Here is an 18327-nt window from a genome sequence, read left to right as displayed (position 1 = left end):
AAAAATAAAAGCCCCAATTAGGGGCTTGATTTAGTAGTATTGACTTCGGTCTAGAAATTTTTCTAGAAAAGGTGCTATGGTCTTCGCTTTTCTTACTTTTCCACTATATCCAACTTTACTTTGCATTTCTTCTAATATATCGCTAATAGCTTCAGAAATTGCATTAAATGATGGTCTGTTCTTGTCAGTTATAAAAAAGCTCTTTCTATTTACTTTTTGAAATTTTGGATGATGCATAAAAACTAAAGCATTGATAACGCTTTGATACATTTCTTCATCTGATTCATTAATTGATTTTTCGTGCGGTTTATTTGTGTTTGAATGAGTGAATAATCCAAAGTCTTTATTTAAGAGATTAATCTCAGCCTTTGATAAATAAACCTCATTTAGATAATCAATAAAAATTTGATCATCTTCTGCATCTATAAAAATATCAGGATCTCTTATAAAAGTCTCATTGATTTCTAAGGATGAACAAATAAGCCTAGAAAGCCCCGTTTTAGAAAGAAATATAGATTTTCTTAAATTATACAAATAGCTATCGGGATCTAATCCTATTTCATTAATAAACCCTTTTTCTATATTTATTCTAAACATTCCTTCAAAATAAAATTCATCTGATACTATTAAATTTCTTCTATCATTAAGTTTATATTTTTCTTTTGCTATCAAATCGCACGATAAATAACTTAATTCAAAATGAAAGTTGTTGTTTTCTAAATTTATTTCTTCTCCACTTCTATATCCTTTTGCAAAGCCATTAGAAACAAAGAGATTATCATTAGTATTGCCATATGTGTCTAACTGCGTTGAACAAAAATAGGTTCTATCTGATATATATATTTCATCTTGATTGCCTTTTATTTTTAAATAGAAATTAAGTTTTTCATCTACAAAAAGTTTTAGTAGATAATCCATATCTATTTTTGTTTTATCGGTTTCATTTAAAGAATTAATAAAATCAGAAATAGTCATATAATCTTGTTCGATTAGACATAGCCCCATAGCACCCTCTGATACTGTGTTTTTGTATAGTAAAATAACACAAATATAGCAGGTTGAACAGTCCAAAATCATCCCAAGTTATGCCAATTTATCCTAAAAATAAAAAAAGCCCTGTTTTAACAGGGCCACGGCTTAGTATTGATTTAGTTTATTGTTCAGTTCTTCTAAATGTTTATTTCTCTGCAATAAACTGCAGCTAGGAATCGGGATAGATAGTTTAACTTCGGGTGATGAAAAACCTAAATCCCGCACATTTGCATCAGCTTTAATGTAAGGTTTCAATCGTTTTATCAATTCATCAATAAAAACATCGCGAATATTGCTATCCGTTGAATATTTTAAAACATCTGCATATCTTCCACCTTTATCAAAAATGGTAAGTATTCGGCTTAATTCTTCTGCTATACCGCCTGAAATAAATTCATTGAGTAACTCATCGCCAATAAGTGAATAACATTTGCGGGCGGATTCATTACATATTGTCAGGTTTTGTTCGTATTCCGTCATCAAAAGAATTTCTAATTGAATTTCGAATTTTTCAACCACTTTTCTAATTGTGTCGATTTTACGGGTATTTTTACTGATTCGTTCTGAAAGTTCATCAAAGCCATCAAAATTAATCTCGCCAGTATCGCTAACTTGAAGATTGTCTATTTCTTTCTGTGCCTCTTGATTATCGCTTTCTAATGCTTCAATGAGTTTTTTGTTGCGCGATATGTTTTCTTTAATTGATAAGGCTTTATCTTGTATTTCGTAGAATACTTGATTGCTAACGTTTAAATTGCCGATCAGTTGTTCTAATTCAGCTTGCTTATCTTGGTTTTGTAGTTTCATTCTACTTCTCCTTTTGGTTACGTTTTTCTATCTGTGCTTGCATCCACGCATTTACTTCGCTTTCAAGCCATACGATGTTATTTTTGTTTAGTTGAATGCTTCTGGGAAAATCGCCAGCATTCATTTTTCGATAAATGCTTGATCGTCCTAGCCCCGTTTTATTCATCACTTCGGGTAATTTTATGAAGCGTTCCGCCTGTGGCATTTTTTCATTCATAAATATTTTCCTTATAAAAATTGGATTCCTAGGAATCTCAATACATCCCATTGGATAGGCAAAAAATAAAAGATTAGTGATAGATTGAATAGAAAGTTTGTTTGTGAAATTAGAATCCACAAAAAGAGAATGAAAAATAACCATTTCAACCAGAGCCCACGGAAATTTTCCACGGAAAATTCAACGTCACGGAAAATCCACTTCCTCCCTCGCCGAATTTGCGTTAAAAATTGAAGAAATTACAGTTAATTTTCAGTCTTTAAAATTGCGTAAAGCCTTGCTATATCTAGCTTTAGATGCTTATTTATTGAATTTTCTTAACTGTAAAAATTACACATTTTTTCAGTGTTTTTCAGTTAAGGAAAAAGTGATATATTAAGAAGTGAAATGTAAATATCTGATTTATAATATTTTTTTAAATTTTCCGTGAGAGGATTAATAAGAAAAGTATTTCAGTTAAGGTAGCGTGAAAAAATGATTTTTTGTAAAATCTGTGGTTATAAGGCAGTGATTAATAGAAGTCAAAGAGAACATAAAGAATTTACTAGACTCTATTGCACCTGTAAAAATAAGGATTGTGCACATAAATTCGTCATACACTTAACCTTTAGTCACACAACAAAGCCTAGTAAACTAGAAGAGCAGAATTATTTTAAATATATCATTGCAAATCTGCCAGAAGATAAAAAGCGGGAACTTCGCGCAATATTAAGCGAGTAACGCCTTTATTTTGCATTCTTCTACATAATCTCCCCATTTCTGCATAATTTCTTGTCTGGAACGCCATTTTTTCGATTTATCGTAAGCTGCGCGCACTTTCCCACGATTTTCGTGAGATAAACATAACTCAATGGCTTCAGAAGAAAAGCAATCTAATTCATGCAAATAAGTGCTTGCTATACTGCGTAAACCGTGAGCAACTAACAACCCCTTAAATCCCATACGCTTTAAAGCAACATTTGCCGCACCGCTATTCATCGGGCGATTATAAGGTGCAATGCGTGAACAAAACACATATTTACGATTGCCATTATAACGGCGCATTTGCTCTAATATATTCAAAGCCTGTCGAGAAAGTGGAACACTATGGGAACGTTTACCGCCTTTCATTCGTTCAGCGGGAATATGTAGAGCTTTCGCATCCCAATCAATATCTGCCCATTCAATACTAACTGCCTCAGAACTGCGTAAAATGCTTAATAATTGCCATTCGATTAAAAGTGCGGTTGGTTTTTCTAAATTTGCCCCTTGCATTACTTCAAACAAGCGGGGTAATTCTTCTGGTGCAAGTGTCGGATGATTTTTAGTTTCCACATAAGTAAACTCATCATGAATTTTTCTAAACGGATTCTTAACTATTAAATCTTCATCCTCTGCCATTCTGAAAATCTGATTTATTGCAATGTTTATCTTATAAAGCGTATTTGAGTTTTTAAGCGGCAATAATACGGGTTCAAAGGTTTTATAACTCGCTTGCTCAATAGGTAAGTCTGCTATTTTCGGAAATAAATGCAATTCCACGCGGCGGAAAGCATCATTGACTGTTTCGGGTTTAAGTTTTCCCAATTTTAAACGCTTATCACGCCATCTAATCGCCATTTCCGCAAAGGTTATTTTCTTTTCTTCTATATTAGAAGAGTTTCGATATTCTAGCGGGTCAATGTTACGTAAAATTAGACCGCGATATTCTGTAGCTATTTCCCTGGCGTATGCAAGAGATAAATCAGGAAATGCACCAAGACTAATTTTTCTGTGCTTCTTATGCCATTTATAGGCAAAGTACCAAATTTTAGTGCCATTAGGTTTTATTCTTATATAAAGCCCGTTTCCATCAGATTTAATGTATTCTTTGGAAATCGGTTTAAGGTTTTGTAAAGTGGTATTTGTCAGTGGTTTAACAATCTTGCTCATAAGTCATCATCTCATAAAATAAAATGTATGACTTTTTAGATCCCTCGAAAAAAGCCCTAAACAGTGAGGGATCTAAACTGGGATCTAAAAAGTGCGGTTATAAGCAATCAGAAATAAACAGTAGTAAATGTTTGTGAACGATAACTTATTGAAATATCAATAGTTTGTTATCGAATATGAACGTTGGTGAACGTTAATGAATTGGTTCGTGGCGGTGAGAAAGGGATTCGAACCCTTGATGCAGTTTCCCACATACACGCTTTCCAGGCGTGCTCCTTCAACCACTCGGACATCTCACCGTAAAAGGTGCGCAAACTATAAAGATTTGCTCCAGTTTAGTCAAGTTTTTTGCGCTAGAACATAAAAAACTTTTAAAAGTTTCGCTAGAATAACCGCACTTTATTTATCGTTTGTAGTTTTTTTATGCATATTAAAGCGTTATTTTCTAAAAATGTTTTTTTAGCCGTAAAACCCTTTAGCGCGCTGAAAGATTCCTTTAGTTTAGGTTATTCGAAAAAATCGTTGATTCGCGACATTATTTCAGGGTTGACCGTCGGTGTGATTGCGATTCCGCTTTCCATGGCTTTGGCGATTGCGAGTGGTGTACCGCCACAACATGGTCTTTATACGGCAATTATTGCGGGTATCGTTATCGCACTGACTGGTGGTTCTCGCTTTAATATATCTGGGCCTACAGCCGCTTTTGTTGTGATTCTGTACCCTGTTACCCAGCAATTTGGGCTCAGTGGTCTTTTGATGGCGACATTGCTTTCTGGGCTAATTTTGGTTTTGATGGCGTTATTTCGTCTAGGGCGTTTAATTGAATATATTCCGTTGCCTGTAACCCTAGGCTTTACTTGTGGGATCGGCATTACTATTGGTACTTTGCAGATTAAGGATTTTTTGGGACTTTCCATAGAAAAAATGCCGGCGCATTATCTCGAAAAAATTCAAACAATTTTTACCGCACTTCCTACGATAAATTGGGCGAATGCAGCGGTTGGAGTGGTAACACTATTAGTCCTGACTCAATGGCATAAATTGCGTTTGGCAGTGCCAGGGCATTTACCTGCAGTGATTATTGGTACAATTTTAGCTATAGCATTACAGCATTTTGGTTTTGGGGTGGCGACGATTGGATCTGCATTTCAATATATTTTGCCTGATGGTTCTATTGGTCATGGGATTCCTAATGTATTGCCAGATTTTTCTCTACCGTGGAATATTCCTGATGCGCAAGGTGAATTAATTCATTGGGATTTTAATAGCTTACAAGCGTTGTTACCTGCTGCTTTTTCAATGGCGGTATTGGGCGCAATCGAATCACTTCTTTGCGCCGTGATTTTAGATAATATGACTGATACTAAACATCACTCCAATAATGAGTTATTAGCGCAAGGCTTGGGGAATATCATTTCTCCGTTTTTTGGCGGGATTACCGCAACAGCTGCGATTGCTCGTTCTGCGGCTAATGTGAAATCAGGGGCAGTATCGCCAATATCGAGTGTCGTGCATGCAATACTTGTTTTATTCGCTTTACTTTTGTTTTCGCAAGCCCTTTCTTATTTGCCTTTGTCATCTATGGCTGCTTTGTTGTTGGTGGTGGCGTGGAATATGGCGAGTGTGCACGATATTATTCACCTTGCTCGCCGTTCAGGCAAGAATGAAATGGCGGTGTTGCTGACTTGTCTTATTTTGACCGTATTATTTGATATGGTGATTGCGATTAGTGTGGGTGTGTTGCTTGCGAGTCTATTGTTTATTCGAACCATTGCTGAGATGACAAAAGCCATTGAACACAATGCGCCTGAAGATTTAGATGATGTTTTGGTTTACCGAATTAGCGGTCCGCTTTTCTTTGCTGCTGCGGATAAATTATTTGCGGATTTGCATGATAGAACGGTTCATACCGATCACGAAATCAGACATATTGTGCTGCAATGTGATGCTGTGACAGTGCTTGATGCCGGTGGCATTCATGCGCTTACTCGATTTGTTCAACACATGTTGCCGCATCAACAACTTTACTTGTGCAATATGCAATTCCAACCGTTGAGAATGTTAGTTAAATCTAATTCTTCGCCAGATATTCAAAAAATTAATTTTGCGGCAGATTTAAACGAAACTTTCCACAAAATTCGTGACTTTGAAAAAACTACCCAATAATGAAAACTAAAGCGTGCTAGAATAGTGCGCTTTTTTATTACATCATTCTAAACCATATCAAGGAATAATTATGCGTCCAAATAATCGAGAAAATAATCAACCCCGCCAAATTAAAATTACCCGTAACTACACCAAGCATGCTGAAGGTTCTGTGCTTGTTGAATTTGGGGACACCAAAGTGCTTTGTACTGCAACAGTGGAAGATGCAGTGCCGCGTTTCTTAAAAGGACAAGGGCAAGGTTGGGTCACGGCTGAATATGGAATGTTGCCACGTTCAACTCATAGTCGTATGCAACGCGAAGCGGCTAAAGGTAAACAAGGTGGACGCACAATGGAAATTCAACGTTTAATTGCCCGCTCTTTGCGCGCGATGGTGGATCTCAAAGCACTTGGTGAACGTGCGATTACTTTAGATTGCGATGTTATTCAAGCGGATGGTGGTACTCGAACAGCTTCTATCACCGGTGCAGCAGTCGCATTATGTGATGCGATCAACGGTTTAATTGAGAATGGCACGTTAAAAACTAACCCAATTAAAGGTTTGGTTTCGGCGATTTCTGTGGGGATTGTTGATGGTCAAGCTGTTTGTGATTTGGAATATGTGGAAGATTCTGCAGCGGAAACCGATATGAATGTTGTGATGATGGAAGATGGTCGAATGATTGAGGTGCAAGGCACCGCAGAAGGCGAGCCATTTAGCCATGAAGAATTATTAACATTATTAGATTTAGCGAAACAAGGTTGTAATCAAATTTTCACCGCTCAACGCGAAGCGCTAGGCTTATAAACACAGTTTATAGGGGTTAAAAAATGGAACAATATAAACGCGATTTTATCGAATTTGCTTTAAGCCGAAATGTATTGAAATTCGGTGAGTTTACTTTGAAATCGGGGCGTAAAAGTCCGTATTTTTTCAATGCGGGGTTGTTCAATACGGGGGCAGATTTAGCGCGTTTAGGCGAGTTTTATGCTGCGGCAATTCAGGCAAGTGCGGTAGATTTTGATGTTGTTTTTGGCCCTGCTTACAAAGGTATTCCAATTGGCACTTCAGTTTCGGTGGCGTTATTTAATCGTTATGGTATTGATAAACCTGTGTGTTTTAATCGCAAAGAAGTGAAAGATCACGGAGAGGGCGGCAATTTAATTGGTAGCCCATTGCAAGGAAAAATTTTGCTTGTGGATGACGTGATTACGGCTGGTACTGCGATCCGTGAATCTATGGAATTAATTAGTGCAAATAAGGCAGAGCTTGCGGCGGTATTGATCGCTTTAAACCGTAAGGAGCGAGGAAAAGGCGAGCTTTCAGCAATTCAAGAAGTTGAACGTGATTATCAATGCCAAGTGCTATCAATCATTGATTTAGATGATTTGATGCAATTTATCGAACAAGATCCTCGATACAGTAGCCATTTGCAGGAAATGCGTGTTTATCGTGCTGAATTTGGCGTATAAAACTTGAGAAATAAATTTTTGTCATCATTATAAATAACATTATAAAAATAACCGCACTTTGACTTAACAGGGGAAAGAATGGGATTTATTGGAAAAATTATAGGCGTATTTTTAGGGTGGAAAGTTGGTGGATTTTTTGGTGCGATAGCTGGACTCATTTTAGGTTCTATTGCAGATAAAAAATTGTATGAGCTTGGTTCGGTAAGTTCTACTTTCTTTAAAAAGAAAACAACGCGTCAAGATTTGTTTATGCAAACCACCTTTGCGGTGTTAGGACATTTAAGTAAATCGAAAGGGCGTGTAACAGAAGAAGATATTCAATTAGCTAATCAATTAATGATTCAGCTTAAACTGGATGATGCGGGGCGTAAATTAGCGCAAGATGCGTTTCGTCGAGGTAAAGAATCCGATTTCCCAATTCGCCAAGTTATCCGTGAATTTCGCATTGGTTGTGGGCAGCGTGCTGATTTATTGCGAATGTTCTTACAAGTGCAAGTTCAAGCGGCTTTTGCCGATTCAGAACTTCACGAAAATGAGAAAGAAGTACTTTATGTGATCGCTGAAGAACTTGGTCTTTCTCGTATGCAATTTGAACAAATGATTGCAATGGAAATGGCTGCTCGAGCTTTTACTCAAGGCGGTTTCTATCAGCAATATCAACAAGGTGCCTATCAAGGTGGCTACCAATATCAGCAACAAAATAGTGGTGGTAACCAACATGCTTCTGGCCCAACTTTAAATGATGCCTATAAAGTATTGGGTGTGACTGAGTCCGACGAGCAAAACACGGTTAAGCGTGCTTATCGTCGTTTAATGAATGAACACCATCCGGATAAACTCGTGGCGAAAGGTTTACCTCCAGAAATGATGGAAATGGCAAAAGAAAAAACTCAACAGATTCAAGCTGCTTACGATCTAATTTGTAAAGCAAAAGGCTGGAAATAGTGCGTGTTATTCTTGCGCCTATGCAAGGGGTTTTAGATCCCTTTGTACGCCAACTTCTCACGGAAGTGAATGACTACGATTTATGTATCACAGAATTTGTCCGCGTAGTTGATCAACTTCTGCCTGAAAAAGTATTTTATCGTTTATGCCCTGAATTAAAAAATCAGGGTTTTACTTCTTCTGGCACGCCTGTGCGAGTACAGTTGCTAGGGCAGCATCCAGAATGCCTTGCAGAAAATGCAATTCGTGCGATAGAACTTGGTTCTCATGGCATTGATTTAAATTGTGGTTGTCCTTCTAAAACAGTGAATGGCAGTAATGGTGGTGCGGCATTATTGAAACAGCCTGAATTGATTTATCGTGCAACTCAAGCCTTGCGCAGAGCCGTGCCACGTGAATTTCCTGTTAGTGTAAAAGTGCGGTTAGGCTGGGATGATATTTCTCAAGCTTTTGAAATCGCTGATGCGGTAGAGCAGGGTGGTGCAACTGAAATTACAGTTCATGGACGCACAAAAGCTGATGGTTATCGTGCTGATCGAATTAATTGGAAAAAAATTGGCGAAGTCCGAGAGCGTTTATCCATTCCAGTTATTGCTAACGGAGAAATTTGGCATTGGCAAGATGCGCAAGATTGCTTATCTCAAACTGGTTGTCAGGATTTAATGGTGGGGCGAGGCGCGTTGAATATTCCGAATTTGAGCCATGTTCTGAAATCAAATGCAGAAAAAATGCCTTGGTGTGTGATTCAAAAAATCTTGCAAAAATATGCTAATGTTGAGAATGAATATGACAGCGGTTTTTACCATGTGGCACGAATTAAACAATGGTTACGTTATTTGAATAAGGAATATGATGAGGCGAACCAAGTGTTTGATAAGATTAAGACTTGCCACATATTGAGAGACTTTCAGGAAATCCTTAGTCATATCACGTAAATATAAAGGCGGTAAAATTGAAAAAATTTTACCGCACATTTTTTATCTGTTGTTTTCTAATAATGTTTTCACACCGTTATCATTAATAAATTTTTCATATCCTGATGCAATTAATCTATAGGTTTGGCTTGTGATCATTTCCCGTGGAGAACTTTCGAATTTTGATACAGTCACTATAGTCGGGGAATAATCTTTGTCCCATACGATTTCCCCATTCTTTAAGAGCTTATAGTTAATAGTATAACTAAAATCAACACTGTATCCTAAATCATCAATTTTTAATTTTTTTACATTTCCCAAAATTGTTAATTTACCTATACCAACCTTGATTCCAGTCATCGATAACTCTTTTGCAGTAAAGTGTTTAACCATTTCTCCAATGCTTTGATCAAAATAAATCGTTCCCATAGCAGTATTTTCTGGTTGGCTTTCTCTAACTTTACCTAATTTAGCTGGTTCATAAGAGAATTCACCCAAAATTATAGATGAGTCTATTTTAGTGTAGTTTTGAGATTTATAAACATCTTCCCGTTGGGTTGTATTAACCGTAGCTGAACACCCTGTAATGAATAATATAATACTTAACGATAAAATTGAGATGAATTTTTTCATATTAATTTCCTTAAATGAAAATTGGTTCTAAATAATTGCTATGTTATATTTAGATAAAATTTAATCCAGTCACTCTAAGAGCTATTTAAAACGCTTAAAGAGTTAAAATATGACTTTAGGTGAATTATGGAATTATCAGAAAAAATAAAAATTATGCGTGACATGAATCATTGGACACAGGAGGATGTAGCTGAAAAATTGGGTATGTCCACAACAGGTTATGCAAAAATTGAACGTGGGCAAACGAAAGTTAGTGTGGAAAAATTGAAGCAAATTGCGCAAATTTTTAATATCAATATTGCACAACTTTTAGATGATGAGCGTTTTGTGATTTGTTCAATAGGAGATAATCATTCTAATTACAATAATTATTTTGGTACAAGTGAGAAACTTGCTGTTGAAAACGAGAAATTAAAGGAATTGCTTGCTGCGAAAGAAAATGAAATCAAAGCGTTAAAGAAGGTGATTTCATTGTTAGAAACTAAGGGCTGAATTGAAATCAATAAAAACCTGCTAATCAGCAGGTTTTCTTTTTCCAAATTATTTAAAAACTCACCGCACTTTTTAATTTTTTCAGTGCATTGGTTTCTAATTGACGAATACGTTCCGCAGAGACATTATATTTTGCTGCCAAGTCATGCAATGTGGCTTTGTTATCATCTAACCAACGAGCTTTGATAATATCCTGACTACGCGCATCTAGACTTTGTAGCGCTGCACCTAATTGCTCGGTTGCTTGGCTTTCAAAGTTTTCATTTTCAAGCTCTGCTGCGAAATTAGAACTTTTATCTTCCAAATAAAGGGCTGGAGAATAAGTCTCTGTTTCTGCATCATCAGTAGGTAAATCAAAACCTACATCGGCACCGCTCATACGTGATTCCATTTCGATCACATCTTCTTTGGAAACACCCAATTCATTTGCCACGATATCAACTTCATTTTCGTTAAACCAGCCTAAACGTTGTTTAGTTTTGCGTAGGTTGAAAAATAATTTACGTTGAGCCTTCGTGGTTGCGACTTTTACGATACGCCAGTTACGAAGAACATATTCGTGGATTTCAGCTTTAATCCAATGCACGGCGAATGACACCAAACGTACACCAACTTCAGGGTTAAAACGTTTGACAGCTTTCATTAAGCCGATATTGCCTTCTTGGATTAAGTCAGCTTGAGGCAAACCATAGCCAGAATAGCCACGCGCAACATGGATCACGAAACGAAGATGCGACAAAATGAGTTTTTTCGCAGCATCTAAATCCTCGTGATAATACAAACGTTCTGCTAATTCTTTTTCTTCCTCTGCGGTCAGCATCGGATATTCATTTGCCGCACGAATATAACCTTCGATACTGCCTTGAGGAACTAACATCATTTGTGTTTCTTTATCCATCATTTCCCTTCTTTATTTTGGCGTTTGCCAATCAATGTACTTAGTTATAGCACAATAAGCTATCTTATTGAACCAATTTGTTAATAAGACAGGTTTTACCAATCAAAAGTTCAATTATTCTAAATAATTCTGATTAATTAGCAAGGAGGAATGAGGGTTAAATTAAGATTTTCATTAATGACTTTAAATAGTAAATCGATGTTCGGATGCTTGCCTGGATTAGCTTTAGCATCTTCGACGTGTTCTGCAAACCATTCAACACCTTGTTGTGCGGAAGTGCGGTTTAATTTCCCGTTAAATTTTTCAGCCAACGCATTATAAAGACGAAGCGACCCTAATTTACCTGGTATGGCTGGAATGTTGTGGATAATCGTTTCACCATCCATCACATTTAAACCGGTTAAATGATCGATTGTGGGTAAGGTTTCTAAAATTTCTTTAAAGCTCATGGTTTATTTCCTTAATCTATATAAATTATGCGATAGTTTGCTCGCTATTTACTTCGCCAGTTGCACCAATAAAGCGGACTTCAGGTTGTAAATATACACCAAATTTTTCTGCAACAGTTTGGCGAACATGATGGGCGAGTTTGACTACGTCTTGTCCTGTTGCACCACTTTTGTTAATTAACACTAATGCTTGTTTTTCATGAACAGCTGCGCCGCCAATTTGAAAACCTTTAAGATTGCATTGATCAATCAGCCAGCCCGCCGCTAATTTCACTGAGCCATCGGCTTGCGGAAAGTGCGGTAGATTTTCGTGATATTTTTTGATTTCCTCAAAATGTTCTGAACTGATAACGGGATTTTTAAAGAAACTGCCCGCATTACCAAATTCATTGGGATTAGGTAATTTACTTTGACGGATATGACAGACTTCATCAAAAATTTGTTTAGCGGTGACCGTTTTTGGATCGAACTCTACAAGTGAGCCATATTTTAGAATAGGTTGCCAATTTTTTGTGAGCTTTAATCCAACCGCTGTAATCACATAACCTTGTTGATAACGATGTTTGAAAATACTTTCACGATAACCAAATTCACATTGTTCTGTGTCGAGTCGGAAGGTTTCATTTGTGTTTAAATTAAGCACATCTACATAATCGCATACATCTTTAAATTCCACACCGTATGCACCGATATTTTGAATTGGCGCAGAGCCTGCACAGCCAGGAATCAGAGCCAAATTTTCTAATCCATAAATACCATTGTTAATAGACCACTCCACCAATTCATGCCAATTTTCACCGCCATTCACATGCAGGTAGTGAAAATCAGAATCCTGTTGGTGAGTAATGCCCATTAAACGATTTAAAATCACCACCCCATGAAAATCATACAAAAATAGCATATTACTGCCTTGACCTAGAAAAAGTGCGGGTAAATTTTCTGTTTTTGAATGAGCCCATGCTTGTTGTAGTTGTTCAATGTTATGCGCTTCGATAATTTCACGAGCATTAGCATGAATATGGAAAGTGTGAAAAGGTTGTAAATTTTGCATTTAAAATACCATTGTAGGGTGCATAAAAAATTTATCTTTTATACCAGTTGCTATGAATAATTATATCCACCGTAATTAACATAAAGCGTGTGGAAGCGTGATTTTCACCTGTGTACCGCCTTGTTCGCGACGAATAATGTTAAATTCTGCATTAAGTTGGCGACTACGTTCAGTCATGATATTTAACCCATAATGACCTTCAGGTTCTTCAAGGTCTTGAATACCGATACCATTATCTTCAACTAAAATTTCGTATTCGCCTTCTGCATTAATTTTGGCGCTAATTTCAATTGCTGTGCCTTGAGAATGTTTGATCGCATTGGTGGTGGCTTCACGTACAATTTGTAGCACATGAACCAGTTGTTGTGGATTCAAACTTTGTGATGGTAATTGGCAATTAACGTTCATTTGCATCGTTGTTTGTGAACGTAATGAGTCAATCACTTGTTCTAGTGCAAGCTGTAAATTAGCTTCTTGTATGGTTAAACGGAAAGTAGCTAAAAGCTCGCGTAATTGTGCATATCCACTCGAAAGAGCCTGTTCAAAATCACGAATAATGACCAAACTTTGTTCTTTGGATGAATCGCCTTCTTTCTTCAAGTTATGTTTAAGTAATGTAAGTTGGATCTGTAAAAACGATAGTACTTGAGCCAACGAGTCATGCAATTCTCGCGCGATAATTGACCGCTCTTCCATCAATAAGAGCTGTTCCTGTTGGCGTAAACTTTTTTGGAAATAAAGGGCTCGCCCAAGCATTTGAGCAAGGTTTTGCATCATTCTCGGATCGGGGCAAGGCAATCCTGCTTGCCAAGAGAGTGCACCGAATTCCTCGTTATCGACAGAAAGTGTCTCTGTTTGCAAAGAGCAGTCTAAATCTTGAGTACCAAAAGCAATATCCCAATGCTCTGCACCCATAACTTCAACTTTGATATATTTCAAATTCTCGCTGACCAGAATATGGTCAAGCACTTGGCTTAATACTTTATCGTTGATTGTGTTGGCATTAAGAATTTGAGAGCTTTGATAAAGGGTCGTCAAAGAGCGGTTGGTTTGGCGTAACTTTTGTGTTTTTTCGTTTACCGTTTCTTCTAAACGTGAATAAAGTTGCCCAAGCTCTGTGGACATTTGTGTAAAAATACGCGCCAATGTACCGAGCTCATTTTGCTTCGTTGTATCAAGCGGGATGTGATTGAATTGACGCATTTGCACTTGCATACTGGCTTTCGTCATTAAGTGTAGTGGTTTTACGACTTCCCGCTGTGTGTACCAAATCACATAAGACACCATGAGTAAAATTAACCACATCGCGAAAAAGAGCACCGATACGCCCAAAATCCATTTTTGTTCACTGAAACGTTGTAGCTCAAACACAAAATAATCAACATCCGCCACGTAGTCAGTGAGCTGATTACTATAATTTTTTACATCGTGTTGGCGGGCATATTTTTCCATGTTCGTCCAACGTTGCAAAATGTTTTGATAGGAATGTTTTAATACATTCGGTGTGAAAAATTGATTTTGAACTTCCAATAAAGCGGATGAATGAAGGCTTATATGATAACGACGTAAGTTTGTTTCCACGCTTTCTGGTTGTTCTTGCATTTCATAGAGCAGGCGATAACTTTGCATCCGCAAAGATCCTGAAATATTAATGGCTTCTGCGTCATATTTATTACTGCTCATAATTGCCAAACTTAGCGAGCTAATTACGCCAGCAACGATGAGAATGATGAATAAATATTTAGCAATACGAGTGGAAACTGAACGTTTAGTATGCACAGGAAACTCCAGTGGAAATTTAGAAAAGTGCGGTGAATTTTTTATTTCTTTTTAAATTTAGCCCAAACTTTATCTTCTTGACCACGCCATAAACGTTGAACGTTATCGTGATGACGATAAATTAATAGACAACAGACCAAGGCAACGGGAAAAGTGAATTCAGGTTTAAACCACCATACATAAAAAGGCACAAGTAATGCAGAAATAACCGCACTTAATGAAGAATAACCGCTGATAAGAAAAACGAGGACCCAAGTGCCTAATGTAGAGCCTGCTACAGCCCAAGAAATTGGAGCAATCGCTCCGAAAGCGGTTGCGACGCCTTTGCCGCCTTTGAATTGGAAGAAAATTGGGAAAATGTGCCCCAAGCAAGCACCAAGTGCTACCATGCCTAATTCAAATTGTGTAAGTCCTAAATAGTAGCCAACCCATACTGGCGTCATGCCTTTTAAAATATCAATAATCAGTACGGCAAGAGCAGACCAACGGCCTCCGATACGAAGCACATTTGTTGCCCCTGGATTGTTTGATCCATTTTGACGAGGATCCGGTAAGCCAGCAATGCGACAAATTAGAATAGCACTGGAAATAGAGCCTAAAAGATAGGCACAAAGCATATAAAAAAGGGCAAAAAGGCTCATTTTGTACTCCAGTAAGAAAAATTATTCGTTATTCTACCCAAAGTTGATAGCATACGCCTACAATAATTTTAGAGGAAATCTTATGGATCGTGTTTTTATTGAAGAATTGACTGTTTTTGCACAAATCGGTGTATATGATTGGGAACAGCAAATTAAGCAAAAACTTGTGTTTGATTTGGAAATGGCTTGGGATTGTAAGCAAGCTGCGGAAACGGATGATGTTGCATATTGTTTGAATTATTCTGAAGTGAGCCAAGTGATAATTGATTATGTGGAAAGCAAACCTTTCTTGTTGATTGAGCGAGTGGCTTATGAAGTGGCGGATTTGCTTGAGTCACGTTATCAACTTCAAGGATTAAAAATTAAACTGAGTAAACCGAAAGCCGTAGCACAAGCTCGAAATGTTGGCGTATTGATTGTACGTGGATGTTTAAAATAATGTGAAATTTTCGTAAAAACTTGTCGGCTTTTTAAACGAAATTGACTAAAATAGTCATGAGTTTTTACTGCAATAAAGGAGATTGCAATGAATATGAAAACCTTATTAGCACTAGCGGTTAGTGCGGGATGTTCAGTTGGTGTTGCACAAGCACATGAGCATAATCATGATCACAATATGGCACCAAAAGGTGCTTCTATTGAAGTGAAAGTGCAACAACTTGATCCAGTAAACGGTAACAAAGATGTGGGTACTGTTACGATTACTGAATCTAACTATGGTCTTGTGTTTACCCCTAATTTACAAGGATTAAGCGAAGGCTTACATGGTTTCCACATCCATGAAAACCCAAGCTGTGAGCCAAAAGAAAAAGAGGGTAAATTGACAGCTGGTTTAGGCGCTGGTGGTCACTGGGATCCTAAAGGTGCAAAACAACATGGTTACCCATGGCAAGATGACGCACACTTAGGTGATTTACCTGCATTAACTGTATTACATGATGGTACAGCGACTAACCCTGTTTTAGCACCACGTCTTAAACATTTAGATGATGTTCGCGGTCACTCTATTATGATCCACGCTGGTGGTGATAATCACTCCGATCATCCTGCTCCACTTGGCGGTGGCGGTCCACGTATGGCATGTGGCGTGATTAAATAATTCGATTGTTCGAAACGAAAAGTGCGGTGAATTTTCACCACACTTTTTTTGCTAGATATTTAGCGTTTAATTCACGACTTCAGCAGTATATTTCAGCTTGTGAATCGCATCGAATAATTGCTGGTTTGTGACTTTGGGATCTTCCAAAACCGTCACCAAACCATCTTTAATGGATGCTTTTGTTGATATAACGCCATCGATATTACGTAGTTCTTTATTGACTAAGTAAGCACAAAGCTGGCAATTCATTTCTTTTACTTTTAGCACAATTTGTTTGGTTTCATTCGCATGAGCGAAAGAAATGGCAAACAGAGAAAGCAAAAGTGCGGTACATAATTTCTTCATTTTTATTCCTAATTCGCTAATTCTAAAATCCAAGGCAAAATTGTTGGATAGGTTAAGAAAAAAATCATCATGATAAATACAATCCAATATAAAACGATGAGTTTTTTACGGGAAATATATTTGCTACAAATAATTTTTTTGGAAAACATCAACAGCCAAAATCCATAGGCAAAGGCGCATAATGAAATAATGAGCATGGGAATACGCAAATAATCATATTCGCCTAAGCCAATCAACCAAGTAGATGATACGCCGAACACTAAATAGATTAATGGTGCGATGCAGCACAACGTTGAAGCCACCGCGGCACTAAGTGCGGTGGCTATGGCAACCCAAAAGGATTTATTAGAGTTTTTTAGAGACGTAGTCATATTTAAATTCTTTTGGATCAAAGGAATTTAACGGATCGCCACCCACTTCAGCATACGGATAGCCGAAGTTATTGATTGGAGCCAGTTCTGGTTGTGGATATAAATCGAAATCACGGGCATGATTAAATCCGACCCAGTTTGCTTCCCAGTTACCAAACAAATATTTTGCTACGGCTTGTGTATCTTTATCTTCAACAGATTTTTTCTCTGCTAAACGCATTTTAGCAACATCTGCGGAATCAACTGGTACCCATCCAAACCCTGCAAGGTAGAATTCAGCACGGCAGTGCTGACCGCCACTTACGTTTGCGATGCCTTGTTCATTTGCACTACCGAAAGCACCTTTGGAATATTTGCCCATTTTCTCTGCCGCACCTAAGCGAATACCAAAAATTTCACGGGCTGGGATACCTGCCGCACGAGCAAGCGCCACAAATACAGAGTTAATATCGGTACATTTACCTTTTAATACGCCAGTGGTAAGAATTTTTTCTACATCGCCGTCACCACAACCTAATACAGAATTATCACGTTCCATATTGTTGACGATCCATCGGTGAATCAACTCAGCTTTTTTCAATGGATTGGTTTCTTTACCTACGATTTTGTCAGCAAATTCTTTCACAATGCCATCAGTTTTAATATGTGGAGTAGCTTTTAAGTACTCTTGTACATCCACGGAATACTGAATATCTTTTGGCGGAGTATAATTTTCTAAAGCACCTTTCACCATCGGTTCACGGTCTTTTGTTTCAATGACCATAGTGACTTTTAAATCACACTTTTGTGTATCTTTATCCCAAGTGGCAAATAAGGTTTTCGCACCGTATTTATTGTTTTCTGTTACATAGGCATTCATGTAATTACCTTCAAAGTGAATCGATTTCACTTGTTGGTATTCTCCATTAAATGGCAATGGAACCCATAAATTGGTTTGTCCTTGCGAGCCTTTTGGCGCGACCAAATCGTAGGTTTGAGTGAATTCATACAGATGAGAATCAGTATTGTAGTTTGGGATGTTGGTATTGGCATAAGCCATTGAACACGCGGAAAGCACCGCTGTGGCGATAAGTTTCTTCATGAAAAGATCCTTCTAGTTAGTTAACAGTTAAAACTTAACACATT

General features: G+C 37.5%; 22 protein-coding genes and 1 tRNA gene. 9 read left to right on the top strand and 14 right to left on the bottom strand.

The features are described 5' to 3' along the window. Positions 1-30 precede the first annotated feature (30 nt). The 3 genes from AAX15_RS05115 to AAX15_RS05105 form a co-directional block, all read right to left on the bottom strand. Positions 31-975, bottom strand: coding sequence for a hypothetical protein (locus AAX15_RS05115; protein WP_155397819.1), 945 nt, complete (start codon positions 973-975; stop codon positions 31-33). A 162-nt stretch (positions 976-1137) separates the two neighbouring features. Then, on the bottom strand, positions 1138-1839 hold the full coding sequence (locus AAX15_RS05110; RefSeq protein ID WP_046939419.1) for a hypothetical protein: 702 nt from the start codon (positions 1837-1839) through the stop codon (positions 1138-1140). 1 nt (position 1840) lies between these two features. Further along, entirely contained in the window at positions 1841-2056 is a 216-nt protein-coding gene (locus AAX15_RS05105) for a helix-turn-helix transcriptional regulator (protein ID WP_046939418.1), read from the bottom strand. A 474-nt stretch (positions 2057-2530) separates the two neighbouring features. On the opposite strand from AAX15_RS05105, the gene AAX15_RS05100 reads away from it, so the two are divergent. Further along, positions 2531-2776, top strand: coding sequence for an ogr/Delta-like zinc finger family protein (locus AAX15_RS05100; protein WP_046939417.1), 246 nt, complete (start codon positions 2531-2533; stop codon positions 2774-2776). Here AAX15_RS05100 and AAX15_RS05095 read toward each other — a convergent pair. Both AAX15_RS05095 and AAX15_RS05090 read right to left on the bottom strand, forming a co-directional pair. Then, positions 2765-3967, bottom strand: coding sequence for a tyrosine-type recombinase/integrase (locus tag AAX15_RS05095; protein WP_046939416.1), 1203 nt, complete (start codon positions 3965-3967; stop codon positions 2765-2767). The genes AAX15_RS05100 and AAX15_RS05095 overlap by 12 nt on opposite strands. 209 nt (positions 3968-4176) lie before the next feature. Continuing rightward, positions 4177-4266, bottom strand: a tRNA-Ser gene (locus AAX15_RS05090). Between the two features lie 124 nt (positions 4267-4390). Here AAX15_RS05090 and dauA point away from each other — a divergent pair. The 5 genes from dauA to dusC all read left to right on the top strand — a co-directional run bounded on the left by dauA (position 4391) and on the right by dusC (position 9465). Beyond that, positions 4391-6133 carry a C4-dicarboxylic acid transporter DauA gene (gene dauA / locus AAX15_RS05085; protein ID WP_046939415.1) on the top strand — a complete coding sequence of 581 codons (1743 nt, stop codon included), beginning with the start codon at positions 4391-4393 and terminating at the stop codon, positions 6131-6133. A gap of 70 nt (positions 6134-6203) precedes the next feature. Then, positions 6204-6920: a ribonuclease PH gene (rph, locus tag AAX15_RS05080; protein WP_046939414.1), complete on the top strand. Its 717-nt coding sequence runs from the start codon at positions 6204-6206 to the stop codon at positions 6918-6920. A 23-nt stretch (positions 6921-6943) separates the two neighbouring features. Continuing rightward, a complete protein-coding gene (gene pyrE / locus AAX15_RS05075) occupies positions 6944-7585 on the top strand; it encodes an orotate phosphoribosyltransferase (RefSeq protein WP_046939413.1) in 642 nt (213 codons plus the stop codon). Between the two features lie 78 nt (positions 7586-7663). Beyond that, positions 7664-8530, top strand: a complete 867-nt coding sequence (gene djlA / locus AAX15_RS05070) for a co-chaperone DjlA (protein ID WP_046939412.1) — start codon at positions 7664-7666, stop codon at positions 8528-8530. Then, positions 8530-9465, top strand: a complete 936-nt coding sequence (dusC, locus tag AAX15_RS05065; protein ID WP_046939411.1) for a tRNA dihydrouridine(16) synthase DusC — start codon at positions 8530-8532, stop codon at positions 9463-9465. The genes djlA and dusC overlap by 1 nt, the downstream gene beginning before the upstream one ends. Before the next feature lie 42 nt (positions 9466-9507). Here the strand turns inward: dusC and AAX15_RS05060 are convergent, their stop codons facing one another. Beyond that, positions 9508-10077, bottom strand: a complete 570-nt coding sequence (locus tag AAX15_RS05060; protein ID WP_046939410.1) for a hypothetical protein — start codon at positions 10075-10077, stop codon at positions 9508-9510. Between the two features lie 126 nt (positions 10078-10203). Between AAX15_RS05060 and AAX15_RS05055 the strand changes: the two genes are divergently transcribed. Beyond that, on the top strand, positions 10204-10569 hold the full coding sequence (locus tag AAX15_RS05055) for a helix-turn-helix domain-containing protein (RefSeq protein WP_046939409.1): 366 nt from the start codon (positions 10204-10206) through the stop codon (positions 10567-10569). A gap of 52 nt (positions 10570-10621) precedes the next feature. On the opposite strand, the gene rpoH is transcribed toward AAX15_RS05055, so the two are convergent. The 5 genes from rpoH to plsY form a co-directional block, all read right to left on the bottom strand. Beyond that, on the bottom strand, positions 10622-11467 hold the full coding sequence (gene rpoH, locus AAX15_RS05050) for an RNA polymerase sigma factor RpoH (protein WP_005626842.1): 846 nt from the start codon (positions 11465-11467) through the stop codon (positions 10622-10624). A gap of 137 nt (positions 11468-11604) precedes the next feature. Then, complete coding sequence (locus tag AAX15_RS05045) at positions 11605-11916, bottom strand: DUF2322 family protein (protein ID WP_046939408.1); 312 nt, start codon at positions 11914-11916, stop codon at positions 11605-11607. A 25-nt stretch (positions 11917-11941) separates the two neighbouring features. Further along, on the bottom strand, positions 11942-12967 hold the full coding sequence (gene murB, locus AAX15_RS05040; RefSeq protein ID WP_046939407.1) for a UDP-N-acetylmuramate dehydrogenase: 1026 nt from the start codon (positions 12965-12967) through the stop codon (positions 11942-11944). 75 nt (positions 12968-13042) lie between these two features. After that, a complete protein-coding gene (gene narQ, locus AAX15_RS05035; RefSeq protein ID WP_046939406.1) occupies positions 13043-14746 on the bottom strand; it encodes a nitrate/nitrite two-component system sensor histidine kinase NarQ in 1704 nt (567 codons plus the stop codon). 41 nt (positions 14747-14787) lie between these two features. Further along, positions 14788-15387 carry a glycerol-3-phosphate 1-O-acyltransferase PlsY gene (gene plsY / locus AAX15_RS05030; RefSeq protein WP_046939405.1) on the bottom strand — a complete coding sequence of 200 codons (600 nt, stop codon included), beginning with the start codon at positions 15385-15387 and terminating at the stop codon, positions 14788-14790. A gap of 82 nt (positions 15388-15469) precedes the next feature. On the opposite strand from plsY, the gene folB reads away from it, so the two are divergent. Next, complete coding sequence (gene folB / locus AAX15_RS05025) at positions 15470-15826, top strand: dihydroneopterin aldolase (protein ID WP_046939404.1); 357 nt, start codon at positions 15470-15472, stop codon at positions 15824-15826. An 87-nt stretch (positions 15827-15913) separates the two neighbouring features. After that, a complete protein-coding gene (gene sodC / locus AAX15_RS05020) occupies positions 15914-16486 on the top strand; it encodes a superoxide dismutase family protein (protein ID WP_046939403.1) in 573 nt (190 codons plus the stop codon). Between the two features lie 66 nt (positions 16487-16552). Here the strand turns inward: sodC and AAX15_RS05015 are convergent, their stop codons facing one another. Genes AAX15_RS05015 through AAX15_RS05005 form a run of 3 tightly spaced genes read right to left on the bottom strand, consistent with a single transcriptional unit; the run spans position 16553 to position 18283 of the window. Beyond that, positions 16553-16831 carry a heavy-metal-associated domain-containing protein gene (locus tag AAX15_RS05015; RefSeq protein ID WP_046939402.1) on the bottom strand — a complete coding sequence of 93 codons (279 nt, stop codon included), beginning with the start codon at positions 16829-16831 and terminating at the stop codon, positions 16553-16555. An 8-nt stretch (positions 16832-16839) separates the two neighbouring features. Further along, the gene (locus AAX15_RS05010; protein WP_046939401.1) at positions 16840-17202 is read right to left on the bottom strand and encodes a mercuric transporter MerT family protein; all 363 of its coding nucleotides are present in this window, start codon (positions 17200-17202) and stop codon (positions 16840-16842) included. Beyond that, a complete protein-coding gene (locus AAX15_RS05005) occupies positions 17177-18283 on the bottom strand; it encodes a transglutaminase-like domain-containing protein (protein WP_046939400.1) in 1107 nt (368 codons plus the stop codon). Before AAX15_RS05005 ends, AAX15_RS05010 begins: the two co-directional genes overlap by 26 nt. Positions 18284-18327 lie beyond the last annotated feature (44 nt).

The sequence above is a fragment of the Haemophilus haemolyticus genome, assembly GCF_001008275.1.
Lineage (GTDB): Bacteria > Pseudomonadota > Gammaproteobacteria > Enterobacterales > Pasteurellaceae > Haemophilus > Haemophilus haemolyticus_P.
This window is presented reverse-complemented; position numbering and strand designations above follow the sequence as displayed.